General features: G+C 64.0%; 24 protein-coding genes. 11 read left to right on the top strand and 13 right to left on the bottom strand.

The window, feature by feature from the left end; genetic code table 11:
* Positions 1 to 152 precede the first annotated feature (152 nt).
* The 3 genes from ACFYYW_RS47650 to ACFYYW_RS47640 are packed head-to-tail and all read right to left on the bottom strand — an operon-like array spanning position 153 to position 6,681.
* Positions 153 to 1,715, bottom strand: a complete 1,563-nt coding sequence (locus ACFYYW_RS47650; protein WP_387660843.1) for an N-6 DNA methylase — start codon at positions 1,713 to 1,715, stop codon at positions 153 to 155.
* The gene (locus ACFYYW_RS47645; RefSeq protein WP_387660840.1) at positions 1,712 to 3,163 is read right to left on the bottom strand and encodes a restriction endonuclease subunit S; all 1,452 of its coding nucleotides are present in this window, start codon (positions 3,161 to 3,163) and stop codon (positions 1,712 to 1,714) included. The genes ACFYYW_RS47650 and ACFYYW_RS47645 overlap by 4 nt, the downstream gene beginning before the upstream one ends.
* Positions 3,160 to 6,681: a DEAD/DEAH box helicase family protein gene (locus ACFYYW_RS47640; RefSeq protein ID WP_387660837.1), complete on the bottom strand. Its 3,522-nt coding sequence runs from the start codon at positions 6,679 to 6,681 to the stop codon at positions 3,160 to 3,162. Before ACFYYW_RS47640 ends, ACFYYW_RS47645 begins: the two co-directional genes overlap by 4 nt.
* Before the next feature lie 183 nt (positions 6,682 to 6,864).
* On the opposite strand from ACFYYW_RS47640, the gene ACFYYW_RS47635 reads away from it, so the two are divergent.
* Positions 6,865 to 7,530 (top strand): hypothetical protein, encoded by a 666-nt coding sequence (locus ACFYYW_RS47635; protein WP_387660834.1) that lies wholly within the window; start codon positions 6,865 to 6,867, stop codon positions 7,528 to 7,530.
* A gap of 680 nt (positions 7,531 to 8,210) precedes the next feature.
* Here ACFYYW_RS47635 and ACFYYW_RS47630 read toward each other — a convergent pair.
* Positions 8,211 to 9,005, bottom strand: a complete 795-nt coding sequence (locus ACFYYW_RS47630) for a transposase family protein (protein ID WP_387660832.1) — start codon at positions 9,003 to 9,005, stop codon at positions 8,211 to 8,213.
* A 438-nt stretch (positions 9,006 to 9,443) separates the two neighbouring features.
* On the opposite strand from ACFYYW_RS47630, the gene ACFYYW_RS47625 reads away from it, so the two are divergent.
* Positions 9,444 to 11,249, top strand: a complete 1,806-nt coding sequence (locus ACFYYW_RS47625; protein WP_387660889.1) for an IS481 family transposase — start codon at positions 9,444 to 9,446, stop codon at positions 11,247 to 11,249.
* Between the two features lie 149 nt (positions 11,250 to 11,398).
* On the opposite strand, the gene ACFYYW_RS47620 is transcribed toward ACFYYW_RS47625, so the two are convergent.
* The 5 genes from ACFYYW_RS47620 to ACFYYW_RS47600 all read right to left on the bottom strand — a co-directional run bounded on the left by ACFYYW_RS47620 (position 11,399) and on the right by ACFYYW_RS47600 (position 14,975).
* On the bottom strand, positions 11,399 to 11,872 hold the full coding sequence (locus tag ACFYYW_RS47620) for an NUDIX hydrolase (protein WP_387660829.1): 474 nt from the start codon (positions 11,870 to 11,872) through the stop codon (positions 11,399 to 11,401).
* A 34-nt stretch (positions 11,873 to 11,906) separates the two neighbouring features.
* A complete protein-coding gene (locus ACFYYW_RS47615) occupies positions 11,907 to 12,158 on the bottom strand; it encodes a winged helix-turn-helix domain-containing protein (RefSeq protein ID WP_357696295.1) in 252 nt (83 codons plus the stop codon).
* Positions 12,159 to 12,771: 613 nt separating this feature from the next.
* The gene (locus ACFYYW_RS47610; RefSeq protein ID WP_387660826.1) at positions 12,772 to 13,338 is read right to left on the bottom strand and encodes a guanylate kinase; all 567 of its coding nucleotides are present in this window, start codon (positions 13,336 to 13,338) and stop codon (positions 12,772 to 12,774) included.
* Positions 13,335 to 14,042, bottom strand: a complete 708-nt coding sequence (locus ACFYYW_RS47605; RefSeq protein ID WP_387660823.1) for an AAA family ATPase — start codon at positions 14,040 to 14,042, stop codon at positions 13,335 to 13,337. Before ACFYYW_RS47605 ends, ACFYYW_RS47610 begins: the two co-directional genes overlap by 4 nt.
* A gap of 567 nt (positions 14,043 to 14,609) precedes the next feature.
* Entirely contained in the window at positions 14,610 to 14,975 is a 366-nt protein-coding gene (locus tag ACFYYW_RS47600; RefSeq protein ID WP_357999276.1) for a winged helix-turn-helix domain-containing protein, read from the bottom strand.
* 152 nt (positions 14,976 to 15,127) lie between these two features.
* Between ACFYYW_RS47600 and ACFYYW_RS47595 the strand changes: the two genes are divergently transcribed.
* The 8 genes from ACFYYW_RS47595 (at position 15,128) to ACFYYW_RS47560 (ending at position 21,129) form a co-directional block, all read left to right on the top strand.
* Positions 15,128 to 15,457: a hypothetical protein gene (locus ACFYYW_RS47595; RefSeq protein ID WP_357696286.1), complete on the top strand. Its 330-nt coding sequence runs from the start codon at positions 15,128 to 15,130 to the stop codon at positions 15,455 to 15,457.
* Positions 15,450 to 16,784 (top strand): FtsK/SpoIIIE domain-containing protein, encoded by a 1,335-nt coding sequence (locus ACFYYW_RS47590; RefSeq protein WP_387660819.1) that lies wholly within the window; start codon positions 15,450 to 15,452, stop codon positions 16,782 to 16,784. Before ACFYYW_RS47595 ends, ACFYYW_RS47590 begins: the two co-directional genes overlap by 8 nt.
* 22 nt (positions 16,785 to 16,806) lie before the next feature.
* Positions 16,807 to 17,529, top strand: a complete 723-nt coding sequence (locus ACFYYW_RS47585; protein WP_387660816.1) for a DUF2637 domain-containing protein — start codon at positions 16,807 to 16,809, stop codon at positions 17,527 to 17,529.
* Positions 17,505 to 17,834, top strand: a complete 330-nt coding sequence (locus tag ACFYYW_RS47580) for a hypothetical protein (RefSeq protein ID WP_357696281.1) — start codon at positions 17,505 to 17,507, stop codon at positions 17,832 to 17,834. The genes ACFYYW_RS47585 and ACFYYW_RS47580 overlap by 25 nt, the downstream gene beginning before the upstream one ends.
* 12 nt (positions 17,835 to 17,846) lie before the next feature.
* Positions 17,847 to 18,008 carry a hypothetical protein gene (locus tag ACFYYW_RS47575; RefSeq protein ID WP_357696279.1) on the top strand — a complete coding sequence of 54 codons (162 nt, stop codon included), beginning with the start codon at positions 17,847 to 17,849 and terminating at the stop codon, positions 18,006 to 18,008.
* A 241-nt stretch (positions 18,009 to 18,249) separates the two neighbouring features.
* Positions 18,250 to 19,584: a replication initiator gene (locus ACFYYW_RS47570; protein ID WP_387660812.1), complete on the top strand. Its 1,335-nt coding sequence runs from the start codon at positions 18,250 to 18,252 to the stop codon at positions 19,582 to 19,584.
* Positions 19,577 to 19,768: a helix-turn-helix transcriptional regulator gene (locus ACFYYW_RS47565; RefSeq protein ID WP_387660809.1), complete on the top strand. Its 192-nt coding sequence runs from the start codon at positions 19,577 to 19,579 to the stop codon at positions 19,766 to 19,768. Before ACFYYW_RS47570 ends, ACFYYW_RS47565 begins: the two co-directional genes overlap by 8 nt.
* Positions 19,765 to 21,129 carry a tyrosine-type recombinase/integrase gene (locus ACFYYW_RS47560; protein WP_387660806.1) on the top strand — a complete coding sequence of 455 codons (1,365 nt, stop codon included), beginning with the start codon at positions 19,765 to 19,767 and terminating at the stop codon, positions 21,127 to 21,129. Before ACFYYW_RS47565 ends, ACFYYW_RS47560 begins: the two co-directional genes overlap by 4 nt.
* A gap of 823 nt (positions 21,130 to 21,952) precedes the next feature.
* Here ACFYYW_RS47560 and ACFYYW_RS47555 read toward each other — a convergent pair.
* The 4 genes from ACFYYW_RS47555 to ACFYYW_RS47540 form a co-directional block, all read right to left on the bottom strand.
* Entirely contained in the window at positions 21,953 to 22,258 is a 306-nt protein-coding gene (locus tag ACFYYW_RS47555; RefSeq protein ID WP_387660803.1) for a hypothetical protein, read from the bottom strand.
* Positions 22,259 to 22,550: 292 nt separating this feature from the next.
* Positions 22,551 to 24,671, bottom strand: coding sequence for a hypothetical protein (locus ACFYYW_RS47550; protein WP_387660800.1), 2,121 nt, complete (start codon positions 24,669 to 24,671; stop codon positions 22,551 to 22,553).
* Positions 24,668 to 24,901: a hypothetical protein gene (locus tag ACFYYW_RS47545; RefSeq protein ID WP_387660798.1), complete on the bottom strand. Its 234-nt coding sequence runs from the start codon at positions 24,899 to 24,901 to the stop codon at positions 24,668 to 24,670. The genes ACFYYW_RS47550 and ACFYYW_RS47545 overlap by 4 nt, the downstream gene beginning before the upstream one ends.
* A 245-nt stretch (positions 24,902 to 25,146) precedes the next feature.
* Positions 25,147 to 25,800, bottom strand: coding sequence for an HAD family hydrolase (locus ACFYYW_RS47540; RefSeq protein ID WP_387660794.1), 654 nt, complete (start codon positions 25,798 to 25,800; stop codon positions 25,147 to 25,149).
* 589 nt (positions 25,801 to 26,389) lie between these two features.
* On the opposite strand from ACFYYW_RS47540, the gene ACFYYW_RS47535 reads away from it, so the two are divergent.
* Positions 26,390 to 26,779 carry a helix-turn-helix domain-containing protein gene (locus tag ACFYYW_RS47535; protein WP_387660788.1) on the top strand — a complete coding sequence of 130 codons (390 nt, stop codon included), beginning with the start codon at positions 26,390 to 26,392 and terminating at the stop codon, positions 26,777 to 26,779.
* The last annotated feature ends 81 nt before the right edge of the window (positions 26,780 to 26,860 follow it).

Here is a 26,860-nt window from a genome sequence, read left to right as displayed (position 1 = left end):
AACGAGATTAAACCGTCGAATTCTCGTCTAATCGCTGCGGCGACCTGTGCTACTGATCGTGGAGCTTGTGCGTCGCTGATGCCGCTCGTCCTCCGAGCCGGAGTCATGCCGGTTTTATCTGGCGTAGTCACTGTGATCAACGCTTCCAGTCGTCAATCTGCTGTGCCGTTGAGAGCATTGGAAATACTCTCAAGTTGAGTGAGGGCGATCTTGAGATCTTGGACAATTGATTGGGCGATATTTCCAGAGGATAGATGTTCGCTGTCGTTATCGCTTTCTCGGGACCAGGTGATATCAAGGTTGACCTTGTCGCGTTCGAGCAACTCCTTGTAGGTGAACTTCTTGAATCGTTCGGTCTCGACGCGCTCAGTGCGTTTTTTGTCGGGCAAATAGCAGTCCAGGAAGTCCTGCAGATGCTTTTCTTCGAGCCGATTTTGCTTAAGCGTGAAGCGCCTGCCGTTGGGAAGGCCGGTGCGGAAGTCGTACACCCATAGGGTAGTTGTGGCTGGCTCTGTGGTAGGGCGTGGATGTTCGAAGAAGAGGACGTTGGCCTTTACTCCACCAGCGTAGAAGATACCCGGCGGTAGACGAAGCAGCGTGTGGACGTCGTACTCCTTGAGTAGCCTACGACGGATCTTTTCGCCGGCCCCTCCCTCGAACAGCACGTTGTCCGGCAGTACGACGGCAGCCCGGCCACCGGTCTTCAGTAGCTTGGCGATGTGCTGGACGAAGTTGAGCTGCTTGTTCTTCGTAGTCACCCAGAAGCTGCGCCCTGAGTAGGTGGTGTCTTTCTCCCGGACTGCCTTGCCGTCCTCACCGATGGTGCTGATCGCCGACTTCTGGCCGAACGGTGGATTGGCGAGGACTAGGGTGGCGCGCATATCGGGTTCCTCTGCGAGCGCATCACCGACCTTGATAATCTCGTGGGTTTCGTCGGCCGCGACGCCGTGAGTGAACATGTTCATAGCCGCGAGCCGGGCGGTGCCGCGGACGATTTCGACACCGCGGAAGGCACGGCCCTTGACGATGCGGTTCTTCTCGTCTGGATCGAGCGTCTCGGCCGGATAGTGCTCCAGCAGATAGTCATGGGCAGCGAGGAGGAATCCACCTGTGCCGCAGGCCGGGTCCACGATGCTGTCCTGGAGGGTAGGGCGCATGCACTTGACCATGACCTGGATCAGGTCACGAGGAGTGAAGTACTGCCCGGCCCCTGATTTACCGTCGCTGACGCTTCGGGCAAGTAGCGCCTCGTAGGCGTCGCCCTTGACGTCCACGCCCTCCCGGGACCACTCGATTTTGCCGATCAGGTCACGGATCAGCCGCTCCAACAGCGCTGTCTCGTGGATCTTGTTCTGGGCGCCCGAGAAGATCAGGCCGAATGTGCCCTTCTTTTTTCCGAGTTCTTCCAGGACGTTCTCGTAGTAGCTCTTGAGCTGGGCGCCCTTCTTGCTGGCCAAGGTATCCCAATCGATCCCGGTCGGCAGGATTGGCTTGGGCTTGTCCTTACGCCTCTGCCGTCGCTTCTCCTGCTCATCCATCATCTTCAGGAACAAGAGGTAAGTGAGCTGCTCGACATAGTCGATGGCCGGTACACCCGCGTCGCGGAGCACATCGCAATAGCTCCACAGCTTGTCGACCAGCGCCCTGGTGGTGAGTCTTGCCTCGCTGGCCTGGGCTTCCGGCATCTTCGCCGAGTCGCCGGTGGTCGTGCTCACTGCTGCAACTCCTCCTGCTTGAACAGCGTCTCCTGAGTGCCGGTATAGCTGCCGCTTGGCATCAGTTCGATTGGTTTGACACGAGCGTCTGTCGTCGTACGGCTGGTGCGAGCCGCATGACGAGGCGATCTCGCGTCCGAAGCCTTCCGGTCAGCACAGATTCGTTCGAGCAACACTTTTACAGACTCCTCCGACGGATCCTGCGGGACCAAGTCGCCGGCGAAGGCGTCTGAGAGCAACGCTCTGCGAAGCACAGCCGACTGAGCCTGTGCCTGATTGATCTGGGTTGAGAGGCGGCCCAGCTCTATTAGCGTGTTTGTCACCCTGGCCACAATTTGGCGTTGTTCCTCAAGCGGGGGGATGGGGAATTCGACGCCTTTGAATCGGCTGGCTGACAGGTGGGCAATGTTCGTCGTGATGCGGGTCTCCTGCATGAACCGGCCCGCGTGCATATGACGCCGGAAGACGAGCAGCGCCCATTCGGGGTCGACCTCAGGTCCGGCCCGGAATCGCAAGAGGCTGTTGGTGAAGGCGACCTCTTCAGGGATCCCTCGATACATTGCCGGGCGCCCCAGATACTCTGGACTCTGCCCTTCATTGAGCAGAATATCTCCCTCGGACAGGCGGAAGCGTTCGAAGATCTCGGGAGGGAAGTCCATCTCCATGAGATCTGAGATGTCTATGCGATCCTCGAAAACGTTGGCGACGCGTAGGTACGGCCGCATGTTGGGGCCCTCGTGCCAGTTCGGGTGTCGCTGACGGCCGAGGTCCACTGCACCGACTTCGTTCACAGTGGCCGTCCTCCAGTGCTGTGGGCTGGGGATGGGTACCGCCTCGATGAGGATCTTCTTGATGAGAAGCTTCAGCTTCCGTGCCCCAGAGTCGATCGCTCCATCAGCGATATCCAGCCAGGAGAAGTGACGTTCCAACGCCGACACCAGTTGAGCCTGTTCGGCCAGAGGCGGGACAGGAACGGGTAGCTGTTTGATCTTGGACAAGCTGATGGAGGCGAGGTTGGTCGTCTGCGTACCGTTCGTCTCAAACCAACTTTGTGCGCACTCGTTGGCGAACCAGGCAAGAAGTTTGGGATGAAGGATTCCTTCTAGGATTCGAGCGCGGAAGACATGGTTCTGATGGATGCAGTTAGGGATCTGGTTTTCCCACACCCAGCCTCTGCCGAGCTTGTCACGATCTCCTCCCTCGTTCAGGAGTACGTCGCCGTGTTGGAGTCGGAGCCGCTCAGCTGTTGCTTGCGGGACGCGAATCTGGGCTACCGATGTCACGTTGAGGTGGCCGCGCTGTACGTTGGCGACGCGCAGATACGGCACCAGCGGCAGTGCGGGGTCAGACTGCTTCTTCGCGTCCTTGGTCACCCCACCGACCACATCAGCGATCTCTCCCAACGTTGCCCATGTCCACGAAGGAGGTGTCAGAAGCAGAGGCTTCATGCAGTGAGATCCCTTGCGAGGTCGTCGAGAACGGTCTGGGCACGGTCGCCGAAGGCAGCATAGAAGCCGCTCTCCCCGCCGTGCACATCGAACGGCGCCAACTCAAGGGCGTCATCGGGAATTTCGGCGCTGTGCACGACGGTGTCGCAGAGCTTGTCGAGGAACCACCGCTGCATCGGGGAGAACGGCCCCTGCGCCGCTTCGTTGCGGGCGATCCAGGCGGCATAGCGTTCCTCGATGAGGCTGCGGAACGGGCGCAGTTCCGTATCGAGCCCGAGTTCGAACCGGAGGATCGCCACCAGGTCGGTGAGTTTGGCTCTGTGCCCGGGCTGCTGCACCTGCACGCCGCAGTCCACGTAGGACTCCCAGAGGTGAACGACGTTGCCGACCAGAGACACCCGGTTGATACGGTTGGCAAGCTCGCGCACCTCGGCCCATGACAGGTGCGCCCCACCCTCACCGCGGACGGCCTGGATCAATGCGATCGAGTCCTTGTGCTCGTTCAGGTAGGCGCGAAATGACGCCACCGTGTTACGGGCCACCTGCTCTCGGGGTACGGCGCCAGCGTATGTGACCCGATCCTGACTGATCTCGTCGATCGTCTGGTCGCGCCGGTCACGGATCTCGGTGATCCGGTTGCGGAGCTCGGGGTTGTTGGCCAGCGGACTCGCGGCCTCGCGTAGTCGAACGGCCACGGCATCCTCTCCGCCGGCGATGAAGGTCTCCTCCAAACCCTGGGCGTCGACTGCGGTGGCGAGTCGCCGTACGAGGTCGCGAAGACTGGTACCTAGCCCGACCTGTGTCAGCTCCTCTCGCTCGGCGTCGCCGATCTGACGCTCCAACGCGTCCAGGCGGGAGGCCAGGGTCGCAGTCTGCTGTTCATCAAGCGAGAGTCGGGCCGCCCGGGAGAGGAGCTGTTTGAGGCTAAGGTTGCGGTTCGGGTCGCGATTTAGCGGGGTGGCATCGCAGAGTGGGTGGTCGGTGACACCGACGGCGTCCACGATGACGAAGCGGTCCTTGGACAGGACCTTCGGGTCGGGAGTTACCGCCTGGAGTTCATCGGCGTCAATCGTTCTGCAGCCGCGTCCCTTCATCTGCTCGAAGTAGATAGCACTCTTGACGCTGCGCATGAAGAACACGCATTCCAGTGGCTTGACATCTGTGCCCGTTGCGACCATGTCAACCGTGACCGCGATGCGCAGCTCGGGGCTGGTGCGCAGCCGGGCCAAAAGGTCCTTGGGATCCTCACCTGCGAGCTTCGACTTGTAAGTGATCTTCGCGCAGAAGTCGTTGCCCTTGCCGAACACATCCCGGGCGATCTGCACGATGTCGTCGGCGTGCGTGTCGTCCTGAGCGAAAATCAGCGTTTTGGGAATCGTCTGGGTATAGAGCGGGAACATTTGCGGGACGACCAAGTCCTTGTACGCGGCGATCACCGTATGGATCTGGTCCTTAGCAACCACCGAACGTCCGATCTCACGCGCCCCGTAGCTGTAGTCCTCCTCCAATTCCTCGTACCACTGGATCCGAGTGCGTCGGTCGCGTTTGGGCACGACCGTCTTGGTCCCCTCCTCATCCAAAGCGGCGATGGTCGATCCTTCCTCGCTAATCTTGGTCTTGACGCGAAAGACCGCGAAGTCGACGTTGACTGCGTCGGCGACCGACTGATCGTAGGTGTACTCGCTGGCCGGATGGCCAAAAAAGGCCAGAGCCTGCGCGCTGGGAGTCGCTGTTAGACCCACGACCGGAGCGTCGAAGTACTCCAGCACAGCCCGCCATCGACCAAAGATCGACCGGTGGCACTCGTCCACGATGATCAAGTCGAAGGACTCCGGGGGCAGTTTCGCGTTGTAAACCGCGTCCATCGGCTTGGGGGGCTCGAAGTCGTCGATTTCGCTGTCGTCAGCGTCTCCAGGTGGAAGCGGCTGACCACTGAGCACCCGATACAGTCTCTGGATGGTGGTGACCACTACGCTCGCTGAATCCCACACTGTGCCGCCGGAGAGACGCTGCACGTTGTAGTCCTCGCTGAGGGTCTGGTTGCCATCGGTGGAGATGTAACGATCGAACTCGCCCTTGGCCTGATCCCCCAAGTGGTTGCGATCGACCAGAAATAGGACCCGCGCTGCCCGGCTGTACCTCAGAAGTCGGTATGACAGCGTTACCGCTGTGTAGGTCTTTCCGGCGCCAGTGGCCATCTGAACGAGGGCGCGCTGGTGGCTTTCGCCTAGACGTGTTTCCACCGCCTTGATCGCGTCCGCCTGCGCAGTACGAAGGCCTTCCTCATCTAGCGCGGGCATGGCCCTGACTCTGGCCCGGAAGGTGGGTGCGCTAGGAGTAGCGTCAGCCTCGGCCATCCATCGGGCGATCGTCTCTGGGCGGTGAAAGGAGAAGATGGGACGGGATTTGGGCTCGGGGTCAAGTGTGCATGTAAACCGGGTCTCGATGCCGGTGCTTTCATACCGGAAGGGGAGCGGCTCGCGCCGCCGCCAGACCGCCATCCGGAACTCTCTCGGCAATTCGGTGGCATAGTCGGCCGACTGCCACTCAACGCCGGTCAAAGGTGTGCCTTCTCGCTTGGCCTCGATGACACCGATGATCTTCCCATCCACGTACAGCACGTAATCTGCGCGCTTGCGACCGATGGAGAACTCGCGGACCACAACGCCCCGTCCAGCGCCCACATTGAGCTGAGCTTCGTCCTGGACGATCCAGCCTGCTTCCTTCAGCATCTCGTCGATGTGGCGACGGGTCTGCGCTTCGGTGAGCGGAGCGGCCTGGCGGGCTCGCTGTGCGAACACTTCCCGCTCGCTCGCGCGAACCCTCGCAGGCACGGCGATGCGGCGCTCGAAGTCGGCGTTCAGTACCGCCAGTTGCGTCTCCAAGGCCTGGACTTGGGCCGCGACCGTGTCCCTCTCGGCCTGCGCCTGCTGTAGTTCCTGCTCGGCGGCAAGGCGCGCTTCGGCCTCTGCCTGCTCGCGAGTACGGGTGCCGTCGAGTACAAGCTTGGCCTCGGATAGCTCCTTCTTGAATCGCGCCAGCTCGGCTGCGATACCTATTCCCGCTAGCGCTCCAGATGGCGCTGGTGCGACGAACGCGATGAGCTCACGTTCGCCGCTAGCCGCTCGATGCAGCCGCAGTCCAAGCTGGAAACACTTTTCCACCGAGAGCAGTGCCGTACCGACATCGTCGGCATGACCATGCACCGCGCGGTTGCCCGCTAGGCGGACCTGGTGAAAGACGTCCTCGACACTCGAAGTGATCACGTCGTTGTAGCGCAGTGCCTTGATCCGGTCGATGAGCTTGTCGCTGCTCACCGCGATGCCGGCCCTACGGAGCATCACAACGACCAGCACTTCGATGAATTGTCGGCACTTGATCAGCGCCATGTTGGGATCGGTGAAGACGACCGACTCGGCACCGGCGCCGTAGATCAGCAGCAGCTTCTCGTAGCTGAGAAGTCGGCCGAAGTTGGGAGAACGGGCTGCCAGATCGCGCAGCTGAGGGTCTATGGCCACCCTTTGCCCCTCCGTCACTGTTCTCTTGCACGCTCCACGACTCAGTGTGCACGATCATCAGGGCCGGTTTCAGGACTATTGGGACATCTCAGGCCCATGATTTCTGGAACGATTTGATCACAGAATTGTCGCCTCCGCGGCGTACCCTATGGCTTTCGAAGTCACCCCTCGCAAGGAGCGTGCGTGCCGGACTACCCGCCAAAGACTCAGGCGTTCCTCGACTTCGAACGGAACCTGGACTACGCCAAGCAACTCGTTCAAGCTGGCAGAGATCTGACCGGAGTCGGCGTATCTAGCTTCGACGTAGGAGACCTCTACCGGGCGGCTTGGGTGCAGGCGGTCGCTGCCCTGGACCACTGGGTCCACCAAGAGGTCTACCACCGCGCCATCCTGCTCGCCCAGCAGCCGGGGGTTCACAAGCCACGCAAATTCCGCGAATTCGCCATCCCTATGGAGCTCTTCGAGGGCGTCCACCACGGCTCCGTGCCGCTTGACGAAGCTCTCCGTCGCCATCTCAGGCGGGTCGTCGGCCGCAAGACCTACCAGGGGCCCGACGACATCAGGGACGGCTTCGCGATCGTCAGCGACATATCTTTGTGGGACAGGGTCGTTAATATCATAAACAGTGAGCGTTCCTCGCATGATGGGAAGGTGACCGTCAAGGCGGTGCGGCGACTGATCGGCGCCATCGTCTGGCGGCGCAACAAGATCGCTCACGAAACCGATCGTGACCCGGTGGGTAACCGTAGGCGCCCTATCACCGCGCAGGAGGCGATGGACGCTGTGGAGACTCTGGAAATGATTGCGGCGACTATTCTAGTTGCCATTGATGGAAAATCTGATCGATGACGTGGGAAGCAGTCAGCAGTCGCCCCGTCATCTCGATGCCGATAGCGAAGGTACAAGACGTTCCTTCTTCGCTTGGGTAGATGATGCGGAGCTCTTGAGCAGGTCGGGCCGGTCCTTGCTGAGGTTCGGCCTACGGCTATGGGGTCTTCGTGGGCGAGCACCTCGTCGAAGGAGGCGTATCCGCTAACTCGATCGACCCGCGTTGGGGGATGCTCGTCGCCGGTGCGGCGGCTCTCGGGATTGGCGATGTCCTGCTGCCCATTTTGACGCCCTCGTCCCGGCAGAGCCGGCGCCGCTGCAAGCGCCCCATCGAGCGGTGATCCGATCGCAGGCCATGCACTCGCCGGGCCGAGAGGCGACAGCCCTTCCATGGGCTGCCCACTTATCATCTCTTATCAAGACGATCACCCCACCACCTACGGTGAGGACCGGAGCCGGCGATCGTTGGGGCCTCGGCGGAACACTTCATTGCGAGTGAAGCGGAGGACCGTGGTCGAGGACCGACGCTGCTGTTCAACCGTGCGACGGCGTACGGGACCATCAGGCTGCGTGAGGCGGTGTTGCTGTACCCCTCTGCTGTACAGCAGACCACAGCAACCCTCGTATCCGGTGGCAAGCCGACCCGGAGCGCAGGGCCGCCAGGCCCGAGCACCGGAAGCGGCGCGGCAGCAAGCCCACCTCTACAGTGAACGCTTTTCATCCTCATGCCGCCTGCGCAACGCGGTGGTTCTGAGGACGGCGATGGCCTTGCACAGGTGCCCGGCCTTGGAAGGACAGCACCGTAGCTTCCGCAGAATCTTCCAGCTCTTCAGCTGGGCGTTCGCGCGCTCGCCGGGGCCGCGGAGCCTGGCGTGGGAGCGGTTGGCTCGCTTCTGGGACTCGGGTTTGTTCTTGCCCTTGTACGGGGTGCGGACCGGCCCTTCGGCCCCCTGATGGGCCTTGTCGGCCAGGGTGATGATCCCGGCCTGTTCCAGGGCGCGCAGGATGCCCCAGATGCGGGCGGCGCTGAGGTCGTGGGTCTTGCCCGGCAGCGCACCCGAGGCCCACAGGATGGTGCCGTCCGGTGTGGCGATGACCTGGATGTTCATGCCGTGCACGCGATGCTTGCCGGAGAAGTACGGCCGGTCGGCGGCGACCCGGTCAATGGGGATCAGCGTGCCGTCCAGCACCAGGTAGTGCGGGCCATCGCGCTTGGCCCGGCGCAGTGCTTGTCCGAGTTTGGGTGAGCGCGCCGACAGCAGCTTGATCGTCTCTTCGACATACCGCCACGCCGTCGTCGTGGAGATCCCGAATCCGCCTCCGAGTTCGGGGAACGTCTCTCCCTTGCGCAGGTAGACCAGCACGAGCAGGGCCTGCTGTCCTGGGTTGAGCAGCCGCCAGGTGGAGCCGATGGCCTTGCGGTGCCGGCGGATGAGGCCGGCGACGTAGTTCAGGGTTGAGCGCGACAAATCGACGGCAGCACGATAGAACAGCATCCGAGGCCCCTGGTTGTGACGGATGTGATTGTGGTGATCACCCCGTCTACCAGGGGTTTCGCCATGTCATCAGGCGAATATCGACCTTGCGATCATGCTGTGATCAGCAGCCCGCCGCACGGGGATGAAAACGGCTCATTGATAGCAGCTGGATCTGCTTCCTTCATCGGCTCGGCTGTGCGCGCTGGCGGCGCTGGCCGTGATCGGCCGGAGAGCCGCAGCGCGGCCAGCGACCGCCCGAGCGCGCGGCAGCCCGCCGCAGGCGGGCTGCCTTGAAGCCGTGGAGAAAGTCCTCATCCAATCGTGGATCACGCATTGTCCTGCTCCGGTTGATGCTTGACACCTGAGCTTCGGTTGATGCTTTACACCCCTTCGGCTGACCTGCGTTCCTGGTGATCGGTGACGATCATCTGGGAGGTCGGGTTGGCGCTGGTGGAGTTGAGCGTCATGGAGCAGCGGTATCGCGCTGTGTTGGAAGTAGAGGCGGGCTGTCCGGTGGTCGAGGTCGCCGAACGGCATGGGGTGTCGCGGCAGTCGGTGCACGCGTGGCTGCGTCGCTATCGTGCCGGCGGGCTGGCAGGGCTGGCCGATCGATCCCATCGGCCAGAGCAGTGTCCGCATCAGACGGCCGTTTCGGTGGAGGCTTTGGTGTGTGAGCTGCGACGTTCGCATCCTCGGTGGGGTCCGCAGCGGCTGGCTTACGAGCTGGAGCGGCGCGATGTGGTGCCGGTGCCGTCGCTGGTCACCCTGTATCGGATTCTGGTGCGGAACGGGCTGGTCGTGCCTGGCGCGCGGCGGCGGCCGCGGTCGTCGTATGTGCGCTGGCAGCGTGAGCGGCCGATGGAGTTATGGCAGCTGGACATCATGGGCGGGGTGATGCTCCTCGACGGCCGGGAGCTGAAGCTGATCTCCGGGATCGACGACCATTCCCGGTTCGTGGTGATCGCGCGGTTGGTGGCGCGCCCTTCTGCGCGGGCGGTGTGCCGGGCCTTCGCCGAGGCGATGCGGGCCTTCGGGGTGCCGGAGGAGGTGCTCACCGACAACGGCAAGCAGTTCACCGGCCGGTTCACTCAGCCGCGGCCGAGCGAGGTGTTGTTCGAGCGGATCTGCCGGGAGAACGGCATCACGGCGCGCACGACCCGGCCGCGCTCGCCGACCACGACGGGCAAGGTGGAGCGCTGGCACCGGACCGTGCGGGAGGAGTTTCTGGCCGCGTGCGGGCCGTTCGACAGTCTGGAGCAGGCGCAGCTGGCGCTGGATGCCTGGGTGGCCGACTACAACACGGTGCGGCCGCATCAGGCGCTCGACATGGCCACCCCGGCCAGTTGCTTCACCGGCCCGACAGCACAAGCCGACAAACGCAGCGACGAAGAGCCTTCCTTGCGCCTGCCGACCGACCTGGCGGTACTGCCCAGCGCGCCGGCCAGGGTTGACCGCCCCGCTGCTGGGCCGGACGCGCCCGCCGGTCGCGACATGGTGACGGCAGCGGTGCCGTCAGCGGTGCCGGTGGCGGTGGAGTTCGAGCGCACGGTGCCGCCGAGCGGCAACCTGGGCGCGTGCGGGCGCCAGATCTGGCTGGGCCGGGCGCGGGCAGGGCAGCAGGTCACCATCTGGGCCAGCAGCACCACCATGCATGTCTTTGCCGGCGATGAGCGGCTCAAGACGCATCCGGTGACGCTGACCAGCGCCGACCTGGGCGGGTTGATGGCCGGCGGCGGACGGGCGGGGCGGGCCTTGCCGGCGAACGCGCTGCCTGTGGGCCCGTTGCCGGCCGATGTGGTGGTGGAGGTCGACCGGCAGGTCAACAACGCCGGGTGCGTGGGCCTGGCCGGCCAGTTGCTGAGCGTCGGCCTGCCGTTGGCCGGCAAGCGGGTGACCTTGCGGATCGATGCGCGAACCGTTCAGGTGATCGCCGATGGGGTGCTGGTGCGCACCAAGCCGTCCCCGCTGGCCCCGGCGCAGCGCGGACGCTTGCACGGCGTACGGCTGGCCAGCACACCTCCAGCCGCCCCTGGCCGCTTCCCGCGGGTGGAGCGGGTGGTGTCCAGCAACGGCAGCCTGAAGGTGGCTGGCTGCAAGATCCAGGTCGGCCAGGTGCACCGGGGCAAGGTCGTCACCGTGGTCCTGGAGGAGACGCAGTTGCGGGTGCTGTTCGAGGGCCAGCTGCTGTCGGTCCACCCGCGCACCATCGTCAAGGAGGTCAACCGGCTGCGAGCCAGCGGCCATATCGACTACGAGATCTAGGCACGGTGTGAAGCATCAACCGATGCCAAACCGTCAAGCATCAACTGAAGGTTGACATCGTGGATCACGCATCTGACCTGCGAGTTGTCAACGAGTCTGTCTGATCGCCATCGTGCTCGGCTATGGCTCCATGCCGGTTGTCTCAGGTCTCAGCCGATGTACGGGTCTGCTGCTTCGAGGTAGTGGTTGATGCGCATGCGCATTGACCGATCCATCGGGTGGCTCTCGATGTCCTGTCGCGCTACCCATCGGACCTCGCGAGACTCTGTGCTCGGAGTTGGCTCGCCCCCGGTCGGGCGTGCCGTGAGCACGATGGAGAACTCTTGTCGCGCCTCCCCGTTGCTGGTGTAGAGGATGACGTGCCTAGGGTCGCTGTACGTGCCGACGATCCCGGTGATCTCGCAGGTGATTCCCGTCTCTTCCAAGGTCTCACGGATGGCTGCGGCGGGGATGGACTCGCCGAGGTCGATGGCACCTCCGGGAAGGGCCCAGTTGTCGTTGTCGCTACGGCGGATCAGGAGCAGGGCGCCGGCCTCGTTGGTGACGGCCACATTGACCGAGGGCACGAGGCTGTTCGGCAGAGGGGCGTCTGGGGCGTCGTAGTAGTCGATCCGGCGGCTCATGCTCGGGGAGAGTACTCCGCCAATGTGCCGGGGCTTAGCTTTTCGTGGATTCGGCTTCGCCGGGTGGGCTGACGAAGCTGCCGAGGTTCGGCACGGTGTAGATCAGCCCTTCGTCGCGCAGCTGGCGGATCGCCTTGCGGATGGTGTCGCGGGCTACGCCGAACTCCTGGACGAGGCGGACTTCCGAGACGAGGTACTTTGGCGGGTATTCGCCGCTGCTGATGCGTCCGCGGAGGACGTCGGCGACCTGCTGCCAGCGGGGGCGGTCCGGCTCAAATTCGATCATGAGGCCCAAGCGTAGAAAGGGGACTTCAAGGGTCGTCACTCGCCTATAGGGATCTATCGATATCCCTCGGTATCCCTAGGGGTAGACAGGCTTCGCATGCAACTTCTACGCTCATGACATGGCAACCAAGAGTCACTGTCTTGTAGCGCTTCGCGCCTGCTTCCCGGCTGGTCCTTCTTCCAGAGTGACGCAGGCGCCTTCTATGGGAGCCGGAGCGGTGTACAGCTCAGCGACAAAGAGGTTGACGCTGGGATGCAGCAGACGGTGAGCGCGGATGACCTGGAGACCTTCGTCAGGCTGCTTCTCGCGCAGGCGCAGCTGGGGGCCGAGGTATGAACGTACCGTCGTGGCGCTTCGACCATCACAGCCATCACTTGGCAGTTCCTCAGGAGGATGTGCTTCAGGTGGCCTGGCAAGACGTTGTACGGCGATGCGATCGGATCAGGGTCCATGAGCACACGTGCTCCTGCATGCCTCCGATGTACGAGCTGTGCGCGGCCGGCGGGTTGTCGTTCATCCGACGCTTGTCATCGGACGGCCGTCCGCGCGTCGTTCAGACCGAATGGATGTCTGCTCGGGCTGCTCGGCAGCTATGGATGCAGATCCTCACCGGCTACGCGCGTTGATCCATCGGCACCACTTCGCGGCCGTAGTAGGCGCTTGCGATTTGCTGCGCTATCTCTTCCGGCACGATCAGGTCCGTTCGGTATCGGTGATGGAACGTGATCTCGCCATGGGTGTGCAGGTCGGCGAATGCCTCGTCCCATGCTGCCAAGCGGTGTGGGGTGTCTATGTCGAGGCGCTGTCGCGAGCGCTCCTCGCAGACCGCCCGCGGTACCCACAGCAGGATGACCAGCCAGGCTGTTGCCTCGGTCAGCCGGCGGATGTCGGCGATGGTGCCCAGATGGACGATCGGTACCTGGCCGGATGAGACCAGTTCGTCGATCTGGTGGCGGTCGATGGCGTACGTGTTGCCGTAGCGGCGCGTCTCCAGGAGCAGGCGGCCGGCGGCTCGCAGCCTGGCCAGTTCCTCGACGGTGACGAAGTCGTACTCGGTGCCGCGCTGGTTGCCGGCCTTGAGCTTGCGCACCAGGACGAACCGCGGTTCGAGTCGGCTGAGGGCGGCGGTGATGGTGCTCTTGCCGCTGGCGGGTGGTCCGTACAGGACGATGCCCCTCATGTGAGGATCCGCTTCAGGGTCTCGCGGGTCTGGTCGGCAAGGCTGATGGCGGCGCCGAGGCGGTTGTCGACGGTGATGTGGGCGGTGGGCGGGCTGGTCTCGGAGTTGAGGCCGCTGACGTACGTCTGCCAGTTGGCGAGCTTCCAGGAGTCTCGGGGAGCACCGCGGAACTCGATGTACTCGCGCATGGAGTCGGCGTCGCAGCGTACCCAGATCACGGCCACGTCGATGCCCTTGGCTGCGCATCGGTTGGTGAGGCGGGAGATCCAGTCGGGGTCTTGGAGTTCGGCGATGAACGGTGCCGCGAGGATGGCCGAAGTGCCGACCTTGAGGTTGTCGAACGCGGTCTCCATCAGGCACCGGTACTCCAGTGGGCGGACCTCGCTCAGGTACAGCTCTGTGTGCCGGTCGTGGGGGTCGCCGCCGAGGGAGACCAGCAGGCGCTCGACCATGGGTCGGGTCAGGGAGTCCTTGTCCAGGAAGGCCCAGCCGGTGATGTCGGACAGGAAGCGGGAGAACTCTGTCTTGCCGGATCCGGCGTAGCCGCCGACGAGGGTGAGGATGGGCTTGGGGCTGCCCTGGCCGTGGCGGCGTCGCCAGGCGTCCACGACTCGGTTGAGGAGGGCGTTCTGCTCGCCGTTGGTGGGAGCGCCCGAGACTTTGACGAGGGCCTGTTCGATCACCTCGGCGGCGGCGTTGTCCACGGCGGGGTCGGTGGGCTGGGCAAATCCGAGATGGAATTTTCCACTTCGGATATTTCACCGGGAAGCGGCAGCCGGAAACCCAGTGTGGGTTCGTTTGCCTGGTATAGGAGGCAATAGGCTCGTCGGTAGTGAGGCCCGGGATATACCGATCCCTGTTCGTGTGCCCAGAGTGTCTGGAAATTCGCGGCCGGCGCGGTGAGCCCGTGCCGGGCGGCGACCTGGCGTAGCTGGTCACCTGCGGCTTCGAGGGTGAGGCCGTGTGCTTCGCGGTACTGGCGCAGCAGCAGAGGTTGCCATCCGGGGCGGTGAATTGTCTTCATCGCATCCTTTTGCGCGCTTGGAGGGGCGGGCGTGTGTAAGCGCATGTGTAACCGCCGTGCAGGCAGCAATGCAGAAGCTTAGCTAACGCTCCGTGATACTCAACAGCGGCGATACGCGATGAACTAACGGCATCCCGCAGGGGATTACGAACCACCAGAAATGGGGTGCCGAGAGTGACCGCAAACGAGCGAATTCTGGCCGAACTTCAGGCCATTCGGTCGGAGATGGAAGAGTTGACCTGTCGGGTCAGCGAGATCGCTTCCGCTCTTGGAACACGGCCTTCTCCAGGTCGGCGATCCGCTCGCCGAGAGTCGCCAGAGTGCTCCGCATCTGAGAGAGCTGGTCCATGACGTCCGACGAGGCCGGCTCTTGGAGCGACTCCGCCGCGCCCTCCCGTACGAACACGCCCTTGCCCTGCTGGCCGACGATCAGCCCCTCGGTGCGGAGCACGCTGATCGCGGCCTTGACCACGCTGGCGGACACGTCATAGCGCTGGCCGAGCTGGGCGGTCGAGGGCAGCGCAGCGCCGGGTGCGAGTGAGCCCGTTCTGATCTGCGTACGAAGGTCGTCCGCTATCTGGAGGTAGCCGGGGCGACCGCTCTTCTCGACCATGCCGCGCCTTCCGTGAGGTCGTCTGGCCTCTACTTCAGCACACCCCGCACGACATGCCAACCAAGTCTTCGTGGAATCCCTTGACAACTTAGAATGCCAAGTGTTCCATGAGTACTAAGAGTCACAACGTCACTACGTAAGGAACTCACGCCATGCGCACCGTCCCCATCCCTGTGGACACCAGCAAGCTCGCGATCACCTGCGTGAAGGCGCCGCGCCCGCGGTTGCTCAACAAGGACACCGGAGAGATCAAGACCGACAAGAACGGCAACACCGTCTACGAGGTGACGGTGTCGGTAGAGGACGAGTTCGGCCGGATCGAGCTCGTGAAGATCGGTATCAGCGGAGAACCGCCCATCAAGGCCGGCGACGCCGTCAACGCGGTCGGCCTTCTCGGTTACGTCTGGGAGATCGCCGGCCGTTGGGGGATCGCCTACCGGGCCGCCGCCCTGCTCCCGCAGCAGGAGGCAGCCAGTGTCTGATCAGCTCTATACCCTGCTCGGAGTCCTGGCCGCTGTCGCGGCCGGGCTCTGGGCCTGGCGCCGCTGGCATCACCCGTCGTTCTGGCTCGTCGTCGGCTATCCACTGACTGCGATCAGCGTGCGGGCGTCCTGGCGCAAGGTTGCCCTCGGCTGTGGGCTGACCAAGAAGCGTCAGCGGTTCTGGTTCACCACCGTTCCGGGCATGGTGGCCTCGACGGGCGTCGTCCGCGTCCGGCGCAAGTTCCAGCGCGTCGCCGTGGACACCAAGCCGTTCATGTGGCTGCCGCTGCCGACCCGTTACGGCTGGCGGGTCACGCTGCACACCCTTGAAGGTCAGATTCCCGCGGACTACTCCGACGCCGCCGAACGGCTGGCGCACTCCTGGGGCGTGCATGCCGTGCGTGTCTCCTCTGACAAGCCTGGTCGGGTACGGATCGCCGTCACCCTGCGCGATCCGCTGGTCCAGGTCGATGACCTGCCACCCTCGACGGAATTGCTCAAGGTCACCGTCGGTCGGCTGGAAACCGGCAAGCCCTGGACCGTCGACTTCCGGACGGTCCCGCACTGGCTGAACGCCGGCGCCACCCAGTCCGGCAAGTCCAACCTGGCCAACGCGCTCATCGTCGGCCTGGCCCCGCAACCCGTCGCCCTGGTCGGCTTCGACCTCAAGGGCGGAGTCGAGTTCACGCCGTACGCGCCGCGGTTGTCCGCGCTGGCCACGAGCCGCGCCGAGTGCGGGGGACTGCTCGACGACCTGGTGGAGCTCATGGCCGATCGGATGGGCTTGTGCCGGATGGCCTCGGCCCGCAACATCTGGCAGCTCCCGCCGGGCATGCGTCCGGTCCCGGTCGTGGTCCTGGTCGACGAGCTGGCCGAGCTCTATCTGATGGCCGACAAGTCGGAGAAGGACGAGATCGCCAAAACCTCGACCGCGCTGCTTCGGGTGGCGCAGCTCGGGCGCGCGTTCGGCATCTACCTGTTCTGCTGTGGTCAGCGCATCGGCTCTGACCTCGGTCCCGGTGTCACCGCCCTTCGGGCTCAGTGCTCCGGACGGATCTGCCACCGGGTGAACGATCCCGAGACCGCCACTATGACCCTCGGCGATCTCGACCCGGCGGCGCTCGACTCGGCTCGCGCCATCGCCGCAGAGACGCCGGGTGTCGCCATCGTCGCCGGTCAGGACGGCCAGTGGTACCGGGCCCGATCCTTCTACGTCAGCGAGCAAGTCGCCGAACACGCCGCCCACACCTACGCCGACAGAGCGCCGAAGTGGGCGGATGTCATGGCCGCACAACCTCACCAGACACCCGACTCCCAGACCGCCTGACTCGCCGGAGAGGAGGAGCAAGATGCGACGCTTCGCCGCCTGGCTGCTCGACACCGGCCCTGTCGTCGTCCTGGCCCTCATCGCCGGAGCTGGATCCTTCACCCACATCCGCGACACCGCCACCGAGAACGGCCAGCAGGGCTGGATGGCGTGGGCCATCGCCGTCTGTGTCGATCTGACTTGCGTCATGGCTGCCCGGGAACGCCAGCGCGACAAGAAGACAGGCAAAGCTCGGCGCGGTCTCGTCTCCTGGCCCGTCCTCGTCCTATCCGGAGGCGTCGTTCTGTCCCTGGCCGCGAACCTGCAACAAGCCACCCCGACCGTCTGGGGCTGGATCACCGCGGCCACTCCGGCCGCCGCCTTCCTCGTCGCGGTCTCCATGCTCGAACGCCGTGCCACCACTGCCCGTACCGAACCGTCCCGGGACGTCCTACAGCCGTCCTCATCCTGGGCAGAAGCGTCCTCGTCCGTCCCTGAGACGTCCCAAGCCGTCGCGTACGAGGACCGTCCCGCGCTCGTCCCTGCTGACGACGACGGTCCCGCTCCCGCACCTGCCCTGGTCGACTACGCCCGCCGCGTGGCCGCCGAACACCAGACCAAGCACGGCAAGCCCATCACCTGCGACCTGCTGCGCGCCCGCCTGGGCGTGTCCGACCAACTCGCCTCAACCCTGCTCCGTGCCCTGCGAGACCACACCAGAGATCCCTTGAGAGGAACGTCATGCGCGACCACCGCCGAGAACTGATCAACGGCCTGCTCAACCTGGCCATCTTCCTGGAGACCCACCCCGACGTACCGGCTCCGCCCGACCCGACCCTCCACTACTTCTCCGCCCACGAAGCCGACGAGGACATGCGCGCTGAGATCGACCAGATCGCCGCCCGGATCGGATCACCCATCGAATTCGACAACTCGCCGTATGGCCACTACGCGACCTCCGTGCACTTCGGGCCGGTCGAATACCGGGCCGTGGCCATCCTCGCCGCCGCACAAGCCCGCCACGACGCGGTGAACAGCTACCGCGACTCCATCCAGCACGACGAGACCTAGGAGCTCATTAACATGCGTATCCGCCTCGAAGGTAACCGCGCAGAGATCACCCTCGGTCTGATCCACCTGCGTGAGGTCTTCACGGTCACCGCGATGTCCCGGGCGTACCCGGACCGCGCTCACCCGCGCAAGTACCGCGTGTACGTCCGCATCGTCCCTCGGGACAACCGGTGACCATCCCGATCCCGCGCTACTGCTGCTGCACCTGCAACGGCACCGGCATCACCGACGACCAGACCTGCGCCGACTGCCACGGCAGCGGCATCGACAACCACGGCGCATAACGCGTAGCGCCCCCCGCCTGGCCACACATCCACCAAGATCCGCGCCAGGCCGGGGGCCATCCACACCAGCGTCACTGGATAGGACGGAACCCATCTTGCCCCACCTTGCTCGCTCTCATGCGGTGGCCGGGATGATCGACCGGCTCCACCAACCCGACTACGACCGCTGGGCCTGCCAGATCAAGCGCACCGGCGGCTGCCGACAGCCCATCCACCTGCGTGGCAAGGTCGAGCACTACGACCAGGCCACCGGCCAACTGCTCCACCGCTACAGCACCAACCGCGAACCGGGCGGCGTCCTGCGCGTCCCGTGCAAGACCCGCCGCGCCTCCCGCTGCCCGGCCTGCGCCGAGGTCTACCGCGCCGACACCTACCAACTCGTCCGCGCCGGCCTCATCGGCGGCAAAGGCGTCCCCGAAACCGTCAGCTCGCACCCGTGCCTGTTCATCACCCTCACCGCCCCCTCCTTCGGGGCCGTCCACACCCGGCGGGAGAAGAACGGCAAGGTCCAGCCCTGCCACGCCCGCCGCAACGCCCAGACCTGCCCGCACGGACAGCTCATGTCCTGCACCGACCGGCACCACGCCGACGACCCGCGTCTCGGCGAACCGCTCTGCCCCGACTGCTACGACTACGACGGCTCAGTCCTGTTCAACGCCATCAGCCCCGAACTCTGGCGCCGCTTCACCCTCGCCCTACGCCGCCGCTTCGCCCGCCTCAACGGCCTCACTGTGAAGGCTCTCCGCCAGCACGTCACCATCGCCTTCGCCAAAGTCGCCGAATACCAGCGTCGCGGCGTCGTCCACTTCCACGCCGTCATCCGCCTCGACGGACCCGACGGCCCCAACTCGCCACCACCGGCCTGGGCCACCGCCGACGCCCTGGCCGACGCCGTCCAGCACGCGGTAACCGTCGTGACCGCCGAGATCAAGCCGCTGGGCCGAACGTTCCGATGGGGCACACAGCTCAACGTCCGCCGCATCACCATGAACGGCGACCTCACCGAACAAGCCGTCGCCGCCTACATCGCCAAGTACGCCACCAAGGCCGCTGAATGCGTCGGCACCCTGGACCGCCGCATCCAACCCCTCGACAACCTCGACGCCCTACCCGTCCGCGACCACGCCCGCCAGCTGATCGCCTCCTGCATGCGCCTTGGCGAGAACGCCGACCTGGCCGACCTACGGCTCACCCACTGGGCCCACATGCTCGGCTTCCGCGGCCACTTCTCCACCAAGAGCCGCCACTACTCCACCACCCTCGGCGAACTCCGCACCGCCCGCGAAGAACACATGCGCACAGAAGAGATCAGCCACGGGCGGCTGCCGCTCTTCGACGAGGACACCGTCCTCGTCGTCGCCCACTGGGAGTACGCCGGACAAGGACTCTCCCTCGGAGATCAACTCCTTGCGGCTGCACTCACCGGCACACCACTCGCAACGCAGTTGGTGACCGCAGATGAGTAGGCGCGACGAACTGCTGACCGTCCCGCAGGTTCTTGCCGAACTGGGCGGCGTCTCCCGGCGCACCTTCTACCGCTGGCGCGAGCTCGGCCGCGCGCCGGTCTGCATCCAACTGCCCAACCTCGAACTCCGTGTCTGGCGGAGCGACCTCACAGCCTGGCTCGACTCGCGACGGGGGGCCGTATGAACACCACTTACGACGTGAAGCTCGGCGAAATCCAGCACCGTACGGACCGCGAGACCCCTACGTTCATCGCCCGCTGGCGGGTCGCGGGCAAGCCCAAGTCCAAGAGCTTCAGGACCAAGGGCCTGGCCAACGCCTTCGTCTCTGACCTGCGCCAGGCTGCCAAGGCGGGGGAGGAGTTCGACATCGCCACCGGCCTGCCGGTGTCGATGCTCGCCGCCGGATCCTCCGGGCCGTCCATCCTGGAGTTCGCTCAGGCGTACGTTCTCCGGCGCTGGAACACCTCGGCGGCCCGGACCCGCGAGACGGACGCGTACGCGCTCCTGACCCTGATTCCGGCCCTCGTGTCCGATGCACCCCGCCGGCCCGCCCCTGAGGAACTGCGGGAGGTACTCAGGGTTCACGCACTACTCCCGGAGGGCAGACGTGCCCCTCTGACGACGGCCCAAGCAGCGGCATTGGCCTGGCTGGAGAGGGCGTCCCTCCCGCTCTCGGCACTGGGAGAGGCACACGTTCTCCGTACGGCCCTCGATGCCATCTCGGTCACCTTCGCCGGCACTCCAGCGGGGGCGAACACGGTACGGCGCAAGCGCGCCACCCTGCATCACCTGCTGGAACACGCAGTAGAGCAGAAGGTGTTCAACACCAACCCGCTGGACGAAATCAAATGGACGGCGCCGAGGGCCGTCACAGTCATCGACCCTCGTACGGTGGTCAATCCCGCCCAAGCACGGCAACTCCTCAACGCCCTGCCCAAGGTGGGCCGCAAGCGGGGCGCTCGACTCCAAGCCTTGTTCGCCTGCATCTATTACGCCGCTCTCCGGCCAGAGGAGGCGGCCGACCTCCGGCTGAGGAACTGCACCCTTCCTGAGGAAGGCTGGGGCCTGATCGTCCTGGAGAAGGCCCGTCCCCAAGGCACAAAACGCTGGACCAACTCCGGCGAGACCCACGAGTCCCGCAGCCTGAAGCACCGCGCGGACAAGGAGACACGAGAGATCCCCATTCCGCCCACCCTGGTCACCTTGCTCCGCGACCACGTCGCCGAGTACGGCACGGCCAAGGACGGCAGGATCTTCAGCACGGGCACAGGCGGCACCTACTCCAGTTCAGCGCACTCCTACGTCTGGCAGGAAGCCCGCAAGCTGGCTCTCACCCCAGAACAGGCCGCCTCCTCACTGGCAGCACGACCGTACGACCTCCGCCACGCGGCGGTGTCCCTCTGGCTGAACGCGGGCGTCCCGGCCCCCGAGGTAGCCAAATGCGCTGGTCACAGTGTGGACGTGCTCCTTCGGGTCTACGCCAAATGCATCGACGGCCAGCAAGAACACATCAACAGCAAAATCAACAACGCCCTCGACACATAGCCTCCCTTGCCCACCTTCGGCCCTGGATCTGCCGGGGCCATTTCGTTTCACGGTGTCACCCATGCGCGTCGTTCCCGCCGAAGCCCGTCACGCTGCGCGACCCTGTCATGCACGCAACGAGAGGAGGACCATGAACCCCGATCACGCCCACTCCGCGTCGTCCCCAGAAGAGCACCGCCCATTGCGGCGACCGCCCTACGGCCTCCCACTCCGGAACCGGCCTCGGCTTCTCAACGCGTCCGACTCCCTCGACTGGCGAACGTATTCAACTCCCGCCCCACCCGGGAGATCATCTCTGCGAATGCAGGATCGTCTGACCCGTTCGGTGCACATCGCCAGCCTCCTGGCCTGCGCCAGCATCGGCATTTGGTCAAGCGCGTGGGGCAATGACAACGCCTCACCTCAGGTGAAAGCCGTTTCGATGCCGAGGCCTCGCGAAAGCCCAACCGCACGCCCAACTGTGCTCACCTCACCGGCGACGCACACGCCTGCTCCCCATAAGCCTTCACCTTCGGCGGTGCCGCAGACAGATCACGAGCAGTCGAAGAACAAGGTGAGACGAGAGAGGAACCGTCATGAAGCACGACGCGGGACTGCGTCCCTTCAACGTTACGACGATGCCCCTGAAACGCCACACACGACGATTACGACGCCGCCCCGCCGTCAAAGGAAGACAAAGCCCGTCGTTCCTGAGAACCGCGGTAGGGGGAGAGTGGATTCCTTGATCGCCGCAACATGCGACGGACTGTTCCCACCTTCCCGTCCCGAGTTCCGCATCCGTAACCGTGCATGCCATCTGATCTACGGATAGCGTCAACGCATGTCAGCTCGGCTTAGGGGTGCATCTATGCAGTTCGCCGTACCGCTTCCGGGCGATGCTGAGCAGCTGCGTCAGGTCGCTGACTGGGTCGCGGCCCTTGGCGACCTCGGAAAGATCGACGCTGATCCACGGATGCTTGTCACCGCACCGGAACAGCATATGGGTGTAGTACGGGTTGGTGCGAGGCAGGCGACCGGTGTAGGAAATGAGCCCGCTACCGAGATTTGCCGGCAGGCCTGCCAGTTGATGGGCTCCGAAGTTCTCCTGTGCGAGGTCCGTCGCCTCCTTGCCGCCGAATGTGGCCCACACCACCGAGAGTCGGTCATATTCATTGCGAAGCGAGCATTGCCCATGAGATGCCGGTACTCCGCTCTTGCGCTCCTCGAGTGGAATGGTGAGCCCGGTGATTGTACGGATGGCCTGTTGTGGAAGAAAGTCGCACCAGTAGGGTGGAGAGTCGGTAACCGGACTAATGGGAGCCTTTCCGGTGGGACTCGGCGGCACTTGCGTGGGGGTACCGGTGCAACTGGTAGTCATAGCGAAGAGGAATGCCAGGCCAACAGTAATGTTGCGGCGGACGCGAACGACTCGAAGCGGCATGTCAGTACCTGCTGACATTGAGGTTTCCGGGGACAGTGGTCGTGGCGGTATTTCCCATGGTGGTTTGCAAGTCGTTCGCTGTGCTCTCAGTATTAGTGAAACGTTGTGCCCATTCAATGAAGTCGTCGAAAGTCGTCGGCTCTGCCAGTATCTCCTCAAGGGGTCTGATCTGGGGCGGCTGATCGCGGGTGGCGAAGCCCTTGCCTTTGACTGCTTCCATGGCGTTCTTGGACCAATCGCCTGCGGCAATCTTTGCGCTGATGATGGCCCTCTTCATCAGCCACCCCACCATCTCGGTTTGGTTTTCGGAGGTCTTCAACGCGTCGCCTGAGGTAACGCCCACCTCGATCACCTGTTTGGCGATGAATGAGGCGAGTGTGTCCAGCGACAATTCGGCGCCCTTTTCCCCAATCTTCCCGCCGATCTCTCCCGCCACCTTGGTGCCGAGTCTCCCAGTCGGCCCAGTCAGTTCGGAGAATGCGGAGTTGAGCGTTTCCTTCAGATCCTTTCTGGCCTGCTCGTCGCTCCAGGCGTTGGCGAGCAAGGCTTGCCTGCGGGCTTCCACCAGGTGTCCGAATACCCTCGCTTCTGGAATGAGCTGGTCCTTTACATGCTTTCCGCCGTCTACCTTGAAGGCATCGTTGACCCGATCGCCCACCCTGCCAGCTTCGGCAGCTTGAAGTTGCGTTGCGGCGTCCTTGTCGCCGCTCACTAGAACGAGTAGTCGATCCATGTCAGGCTTGTCGATGCCTGAAAAGCCATGGGTCTTGGTTTCGAACGTGCCGTAAAGCTGGTCGATATGTGCGGCTAAAGCACTGCCTACGGGATACCTGAGGAAGGTCAACTGATCGAACAGCTTTCGGTAGGTGATTGAGAGGCGGTTGTTGTCGTCTGGCCCGAATACCCTTTTGGCGTGCTCCTTGAGGGTGTTCAGCGCCTCTCCGGTTAGTTTCAGTGACGTGTCGTCCTTGCCTGTCATCGCCTTCCGCATTGCTTGCGCGAACGGGTCGGTGTTGCCGTGGAACTGGAATGCGGCGAGGCGGTCGGTCAGCATGTAGGACAGGACCGACTGCTTCCATCCGGCCGGCGTGTGATTGAGGAGGGCTTGTGAAGCCTTCGCATCGCTGGCCGCCGCATGGAACAGGTCGTCGATGACCGCTGAGCCAGGATGCTTCCGCGACTCGTCGATGGGCTGTTTTGCCGGGCCGATAGTAGGGGTCCTGGGAATCATCCACTGGGTCACGCCGAGCGTGGTGGCGAGGTCCGCCATCGGGACCTGTTGGCTGCCCAGGGCGCTCCCGATCGCGTCCTTGGATGCCTTCCAGCGATCTTCGAACTTCTCCTTCTCGAAGACGATGGCATCTCGTCCGACAACCTGCATGAACTTCTCGGAGAACGGCGGATTGCCCTCGCTTGCCTGCCAGATCATCGCCTGTGCTTGGTATCCAAAGTAGGAGATGCCGTTCAGCTTGAACTCGCTGCGGCCGTGCTTCACCAGATCGGTGAGGAAGGCGTCGCCCATGTACGCGGGATCGCTGGGATTGGTCCCCTTGGCGAGCGCGGTAGCGAGCAGTCGCATCGCCTCCCGGGCTTCCTTGGACGCCTGCCCGGTGCCACCTGCTGAGGCTGCCGCCTTGAGCTGACCGGCGATCGCGGCGGGCAGTTCCGTCACTCCCTTGGCGCCGAGTTGGGAGAGGAACGCCTTGACGAATGTGGCGTCGCGCGTCTTCGACACGTACGCCTGCAGTTGCTTCAACGCGTTCTTATCGCCTGCTGCCGCGGCCTTGGCCGCTCTGGCTGCGGAGGTGCCGTCGAGTTGCCCCTGAGCCTGTTGGAGAGAGTCCGGCATCGCGATGAGGGCTCCCGTTGCTGCGGCCGGTCCGAGGGGGACCTTCACACGTTCCATCTCCCGGACGATGCTCTGCCGTTTGCGCAAGTCCTCGGCTTCCTGGCCGACCTGCGTCGCTAGTCGCCTGATCCGTTCCGCCGGCGCGGTATCCAATCCTGCGCCATTGAGTTCGCCGTACAGCAACGAGGCCAGTTCTTCGATCTGCATGGCGGCCGCGGTGTGGCGGGTGACCAGGGTGTCGAACTCCGGCAGTTTCACTCCGCTGAAGCTCATTTCGCCCTCGCCAGCTCGTCCTGGGCTAAGGAGACGGCCTTGGCCAGCATCGCGCGCAGCTCCTGCTGGCTCTTGTGGACGGTGTCGCTGAAACGGGTCCCGCTCGGCCCGACCCATGCTTGGGCTTCCATCAAGGTGCAGGAAGCGTGCAGGACCCACCAGTTGTCATCGGACAGCTTCTGGATGCGGGACATCGCAGCCTGCATCGCCTCGCGATCAAGACCAGGCATGCCGATCTCTCCTCGTATGGCTCCTTAAGGACCCCCAACCGACGATAACCCGGCCCGTGCCGATTGCCTCGGCAACCAACCGATTTGCGATCCTTGCCGAAAAATCGATCCAAACGGCAGGTTCCTTGCGTACATGTACGAAGGGTTGTAGTTGCCCAATTCCTCGAAATGGACGCAGCGTAACGTCGGTCAGCTCAGGATGGACTCGACGGCGTCATCTACCCCGGACCCGCTCAGCCGAGCTATCAGTGATGCTGGTTGCGGATGACGGCAAATGCCTCGGCGATACCGGCCACCACGTGGTCGGCCCGATGCTTGTGACCTGGCCACGTCCCGCGATCGATCCAGATCGTGTGGAGGCCGGCTGTCTGGCCTCCTTCGACGTCGGCGATGAGATTGTCGCCGACCATCCAGCCGCCCTGGGCCAGGCCGGTTCCGCACCGCTGCGCGGCGATCTCGAACAGCCCGGTCTCGGGCTTCCTGACGCCCTCGACTCCCGACACGGCATAGCCATCGACCGCGTCAGCCAGGCCCGTTCGTTGGAGCTTGCCAAGCTGGTTGTCCGCCGTGCCGTTGGTGACGATCCCGACGCGCCACCCTGCCGCCCGCAGGTCAGCCAGCTCGGACAGGACGCCGGGATAGCACTGCACGAGGTACGGCATCCGCCGCCGGTAGCCGGCCCAAAGCTCCTCGACTGATTCCCTCAGCGCGAAGTGCTGCCGGACCTCGTTGAAGAACACCTCTCGATGGGGATGCACGCCCTGATCCAGGGAGACGAGCCAGGCGACGTCCTCGCCGCTCAGGTGATGCTGCTCGGCGAACTCCTCCGCCCACCGCGTGAACGCGTCACCGAGATCTATGAGCGTCCTGTCTAGATCGAAGAGGGCGAGGCGCTGCACGATTCCGATCATAGATACGACGAGTTCGTCCCAACAGACCGTCACCGATTCCGCTGTTGACCTCGGAAAACGCTTCCAAGATCATCCCCCGTATGTCCCCAAAGCTCTGTCCTACGGCTGCATAAGGCTGCCCTTGGTGACCTAACTGGGGCTTACAAGCAAAAGACCTGCGGTTGAGAAACCGCAGGTCAGAGGCCCAAATACCTGGTGGAGATGAGTGCCCCCGGCAGGATTCGAACCTGCGGCACCCGCTTTAGGAGAGCTCGAGTCATTTCGAGTTCTACTTATCTACTGATGCGCGATATGCGGTTTCTGTCCAACGTGCATGGCGCCTCGGCAACGACCTCTCATTGTCCATCGCTCGACGGGTGTTTGGCCTGGTCAAAATGATACTCGCGGCCGGAATCTTGCAAGGCGTTCCCGCTCTTCAGCTGCGGGTGTGGGGACGTGGTTCGTCGCAGAAGAAGTGCGCTGATGATTGAGCTCGCGGGCAGGTGGGCCACCGTCTGGCCGACTCAGAATGGCCGCTCGACGAGCCGCGAGGACCGCGGAACAAGTGGAAACGGGAAACGACCAGCCTCCCTTGTCCATGCCGCTCAACTGGCGCATCCTTGCAGGCAGTGACTTCAACTGCTCAGCGGGCCGAGAGGGCGGTCAGGTGGTCCAAAAAGCAACTTGCTTCGGTCAGGAGCTGCGTAGGCGACGTCTGGCCGCTGGCCTCACGCTCACGGCTCTCTCCAACCGGGTCCACTACAGCAAGGCCCAGCTCAGCAAGGTCGAACGAGATTTGAAGAGCCCCAGTCGCGACTTCGCCCGCCTCTGCGACAGCGTGCTCGGCGCTGACGGCGAGCTGATGGCGCTGATCCCCGTACGGCCGAAGCATACGAAAGCCCTTCATGCGAGCGATGGAGAGGATGTGTGGTTGATGGCGTTGTCCGGGGACGGCCAGAGTTGGTTCCAGCCCTTAGAGAGTGTCTGACAAATGATCTACGTGCACGGTTGAATGGTTGTCGTGGTGCGACGCGGTGAGTTGACCGACAGGGCGTGGGCGCGGATCGAG

Source organism: Nonomuraea sp. NPDC001831, assembly GCF_042892035.1.
Taxonomy (GTDB): domain Bacteria; phylum Actinomycetota; class Actinomycetes; order Streptosporangiales; family Streptosporangiaceae; genus Nonomuraea.
The sequence above is the reverse complement of the archived record's forward strand: the minus strand, read 5'-3'. Positions and strand labels throughout refer to the sequence as shown.

Bases quoted from the DNA above. Each gene is read 5' to 3' on its own strand.
- ACFYYW_RS47645 (WP_387660840.1), bottom strand. From the start codon at position 3,163: ATGAAGCCTCTGCTTCTGACACCTCCTTCGTGGACATGGGCAACGTTG.
- ACFYYW_RS47630 (WP_387660832.1), bottom strand. From the start codon at position 9,005: ATGCTGTTCTATCGTGCTGCCGTCGATTTGTCGCGCTCAACCCTGAAC.
- ACFYYW_RS47620 (WP_387660829.1), bottom strand. From the start codon at position 11,872: ATGAGCCGCCGGATCGACTACTACGACGCCCCAGACGCCCCTCTGCCG.
- ACFYYW_RS47615 (WP_357696295.1), bottom strand. From the start codon at position 12,158: ATGATCGAATTTGAGCCGGACCGCCCCCGCTGGCAGCAGGTCGCCGAC.
- ACFYYW_RS47610 (WP_387660826.1), bottom strand. From the start codon at position 13,338: ATGAGGGGCATCGTCCTGTACGGACCACCCGCCAGCGGCAAGAGCACC.
- ACFYYW_RS47600 (WP_357999276.1), bottom strand. From the start codon at position 14,975: ATGGTCGAGAAGAGCGGTCGCCCCGGCTACCTCCAGATAGCGGACGAC.
- ACFYYW_RS47595 (WP_357696286.1), top strand. From the start codon at position 15,128: ATGCGCACCGTCCCCATCCCTGTGGACACCAGCAAGCTCGCGATCACC.
- ACFYYW_RS47585 (WP_387660816.1), top strand. From the start codon at position 16,807: ATGCGACGCTTCGCCGCCTGGCTGCTCGACACCGGCCCTGTCGTCGTC.
- ACFYYW_RS47580 (WP_357696281.1), top strand. From the start codon at position 17,505: ATGCGCGACCACCGCCGAGAACTGATCAACGGCCTGCTCAACCTGGCC.
- ACFYYW_RS47575 (WP_357696279.1), top strand. From the start codon at position 17,847: ATGCGTATCCGCCTCGAAGGTAACCGCGCAGAGATCACCCTCGGTCTG.
- ACFYYW_RS47570 (WP_387660812.1), top strand. From the start codon at position 18,250: ATGATCGACCGGCTCCACCAACCCGACTACGACCGCTGGGCCTGCCAG.
- ACFYYW_RS47565 (WP_387660809.1), top strand. From the start codon at position 19,577: ATGAGTAGGCGCGACGAACTGCTGACCGTCCCGCAGGTTCTTGCCGAA.
- ACFYYW_RS47560 (WP_387660806.1), top strand. From the start codon at position 19,765: ATGAACACCACTTACGACGTGAAGCTCGGCGAAATCCAGCACCGTACG.
- ACFYYW_RS47550 (WP_387660800.1), bottom strand. From the start codon at position 24,671: ATGAGCTTCAGCGGAGTGAAACTGCCGGAGTTCGACACCCTGGTCACC.
- ACFYYW_RS47545 (WP_387660798.1), bottom strand. From the start codon at position 24,901: ATGCCTGGTCTTGATCGCGAGGCGATGCAGGCTGCGATGTCCCGCATC.
- ACFYYW_RS47535 (WP_387660788.1), top strand. From the start codon at position 26,390: ATGCCGCTCAACTGGCGCATCCTTGCAGGCAGTGACTTCAACTGCTCA.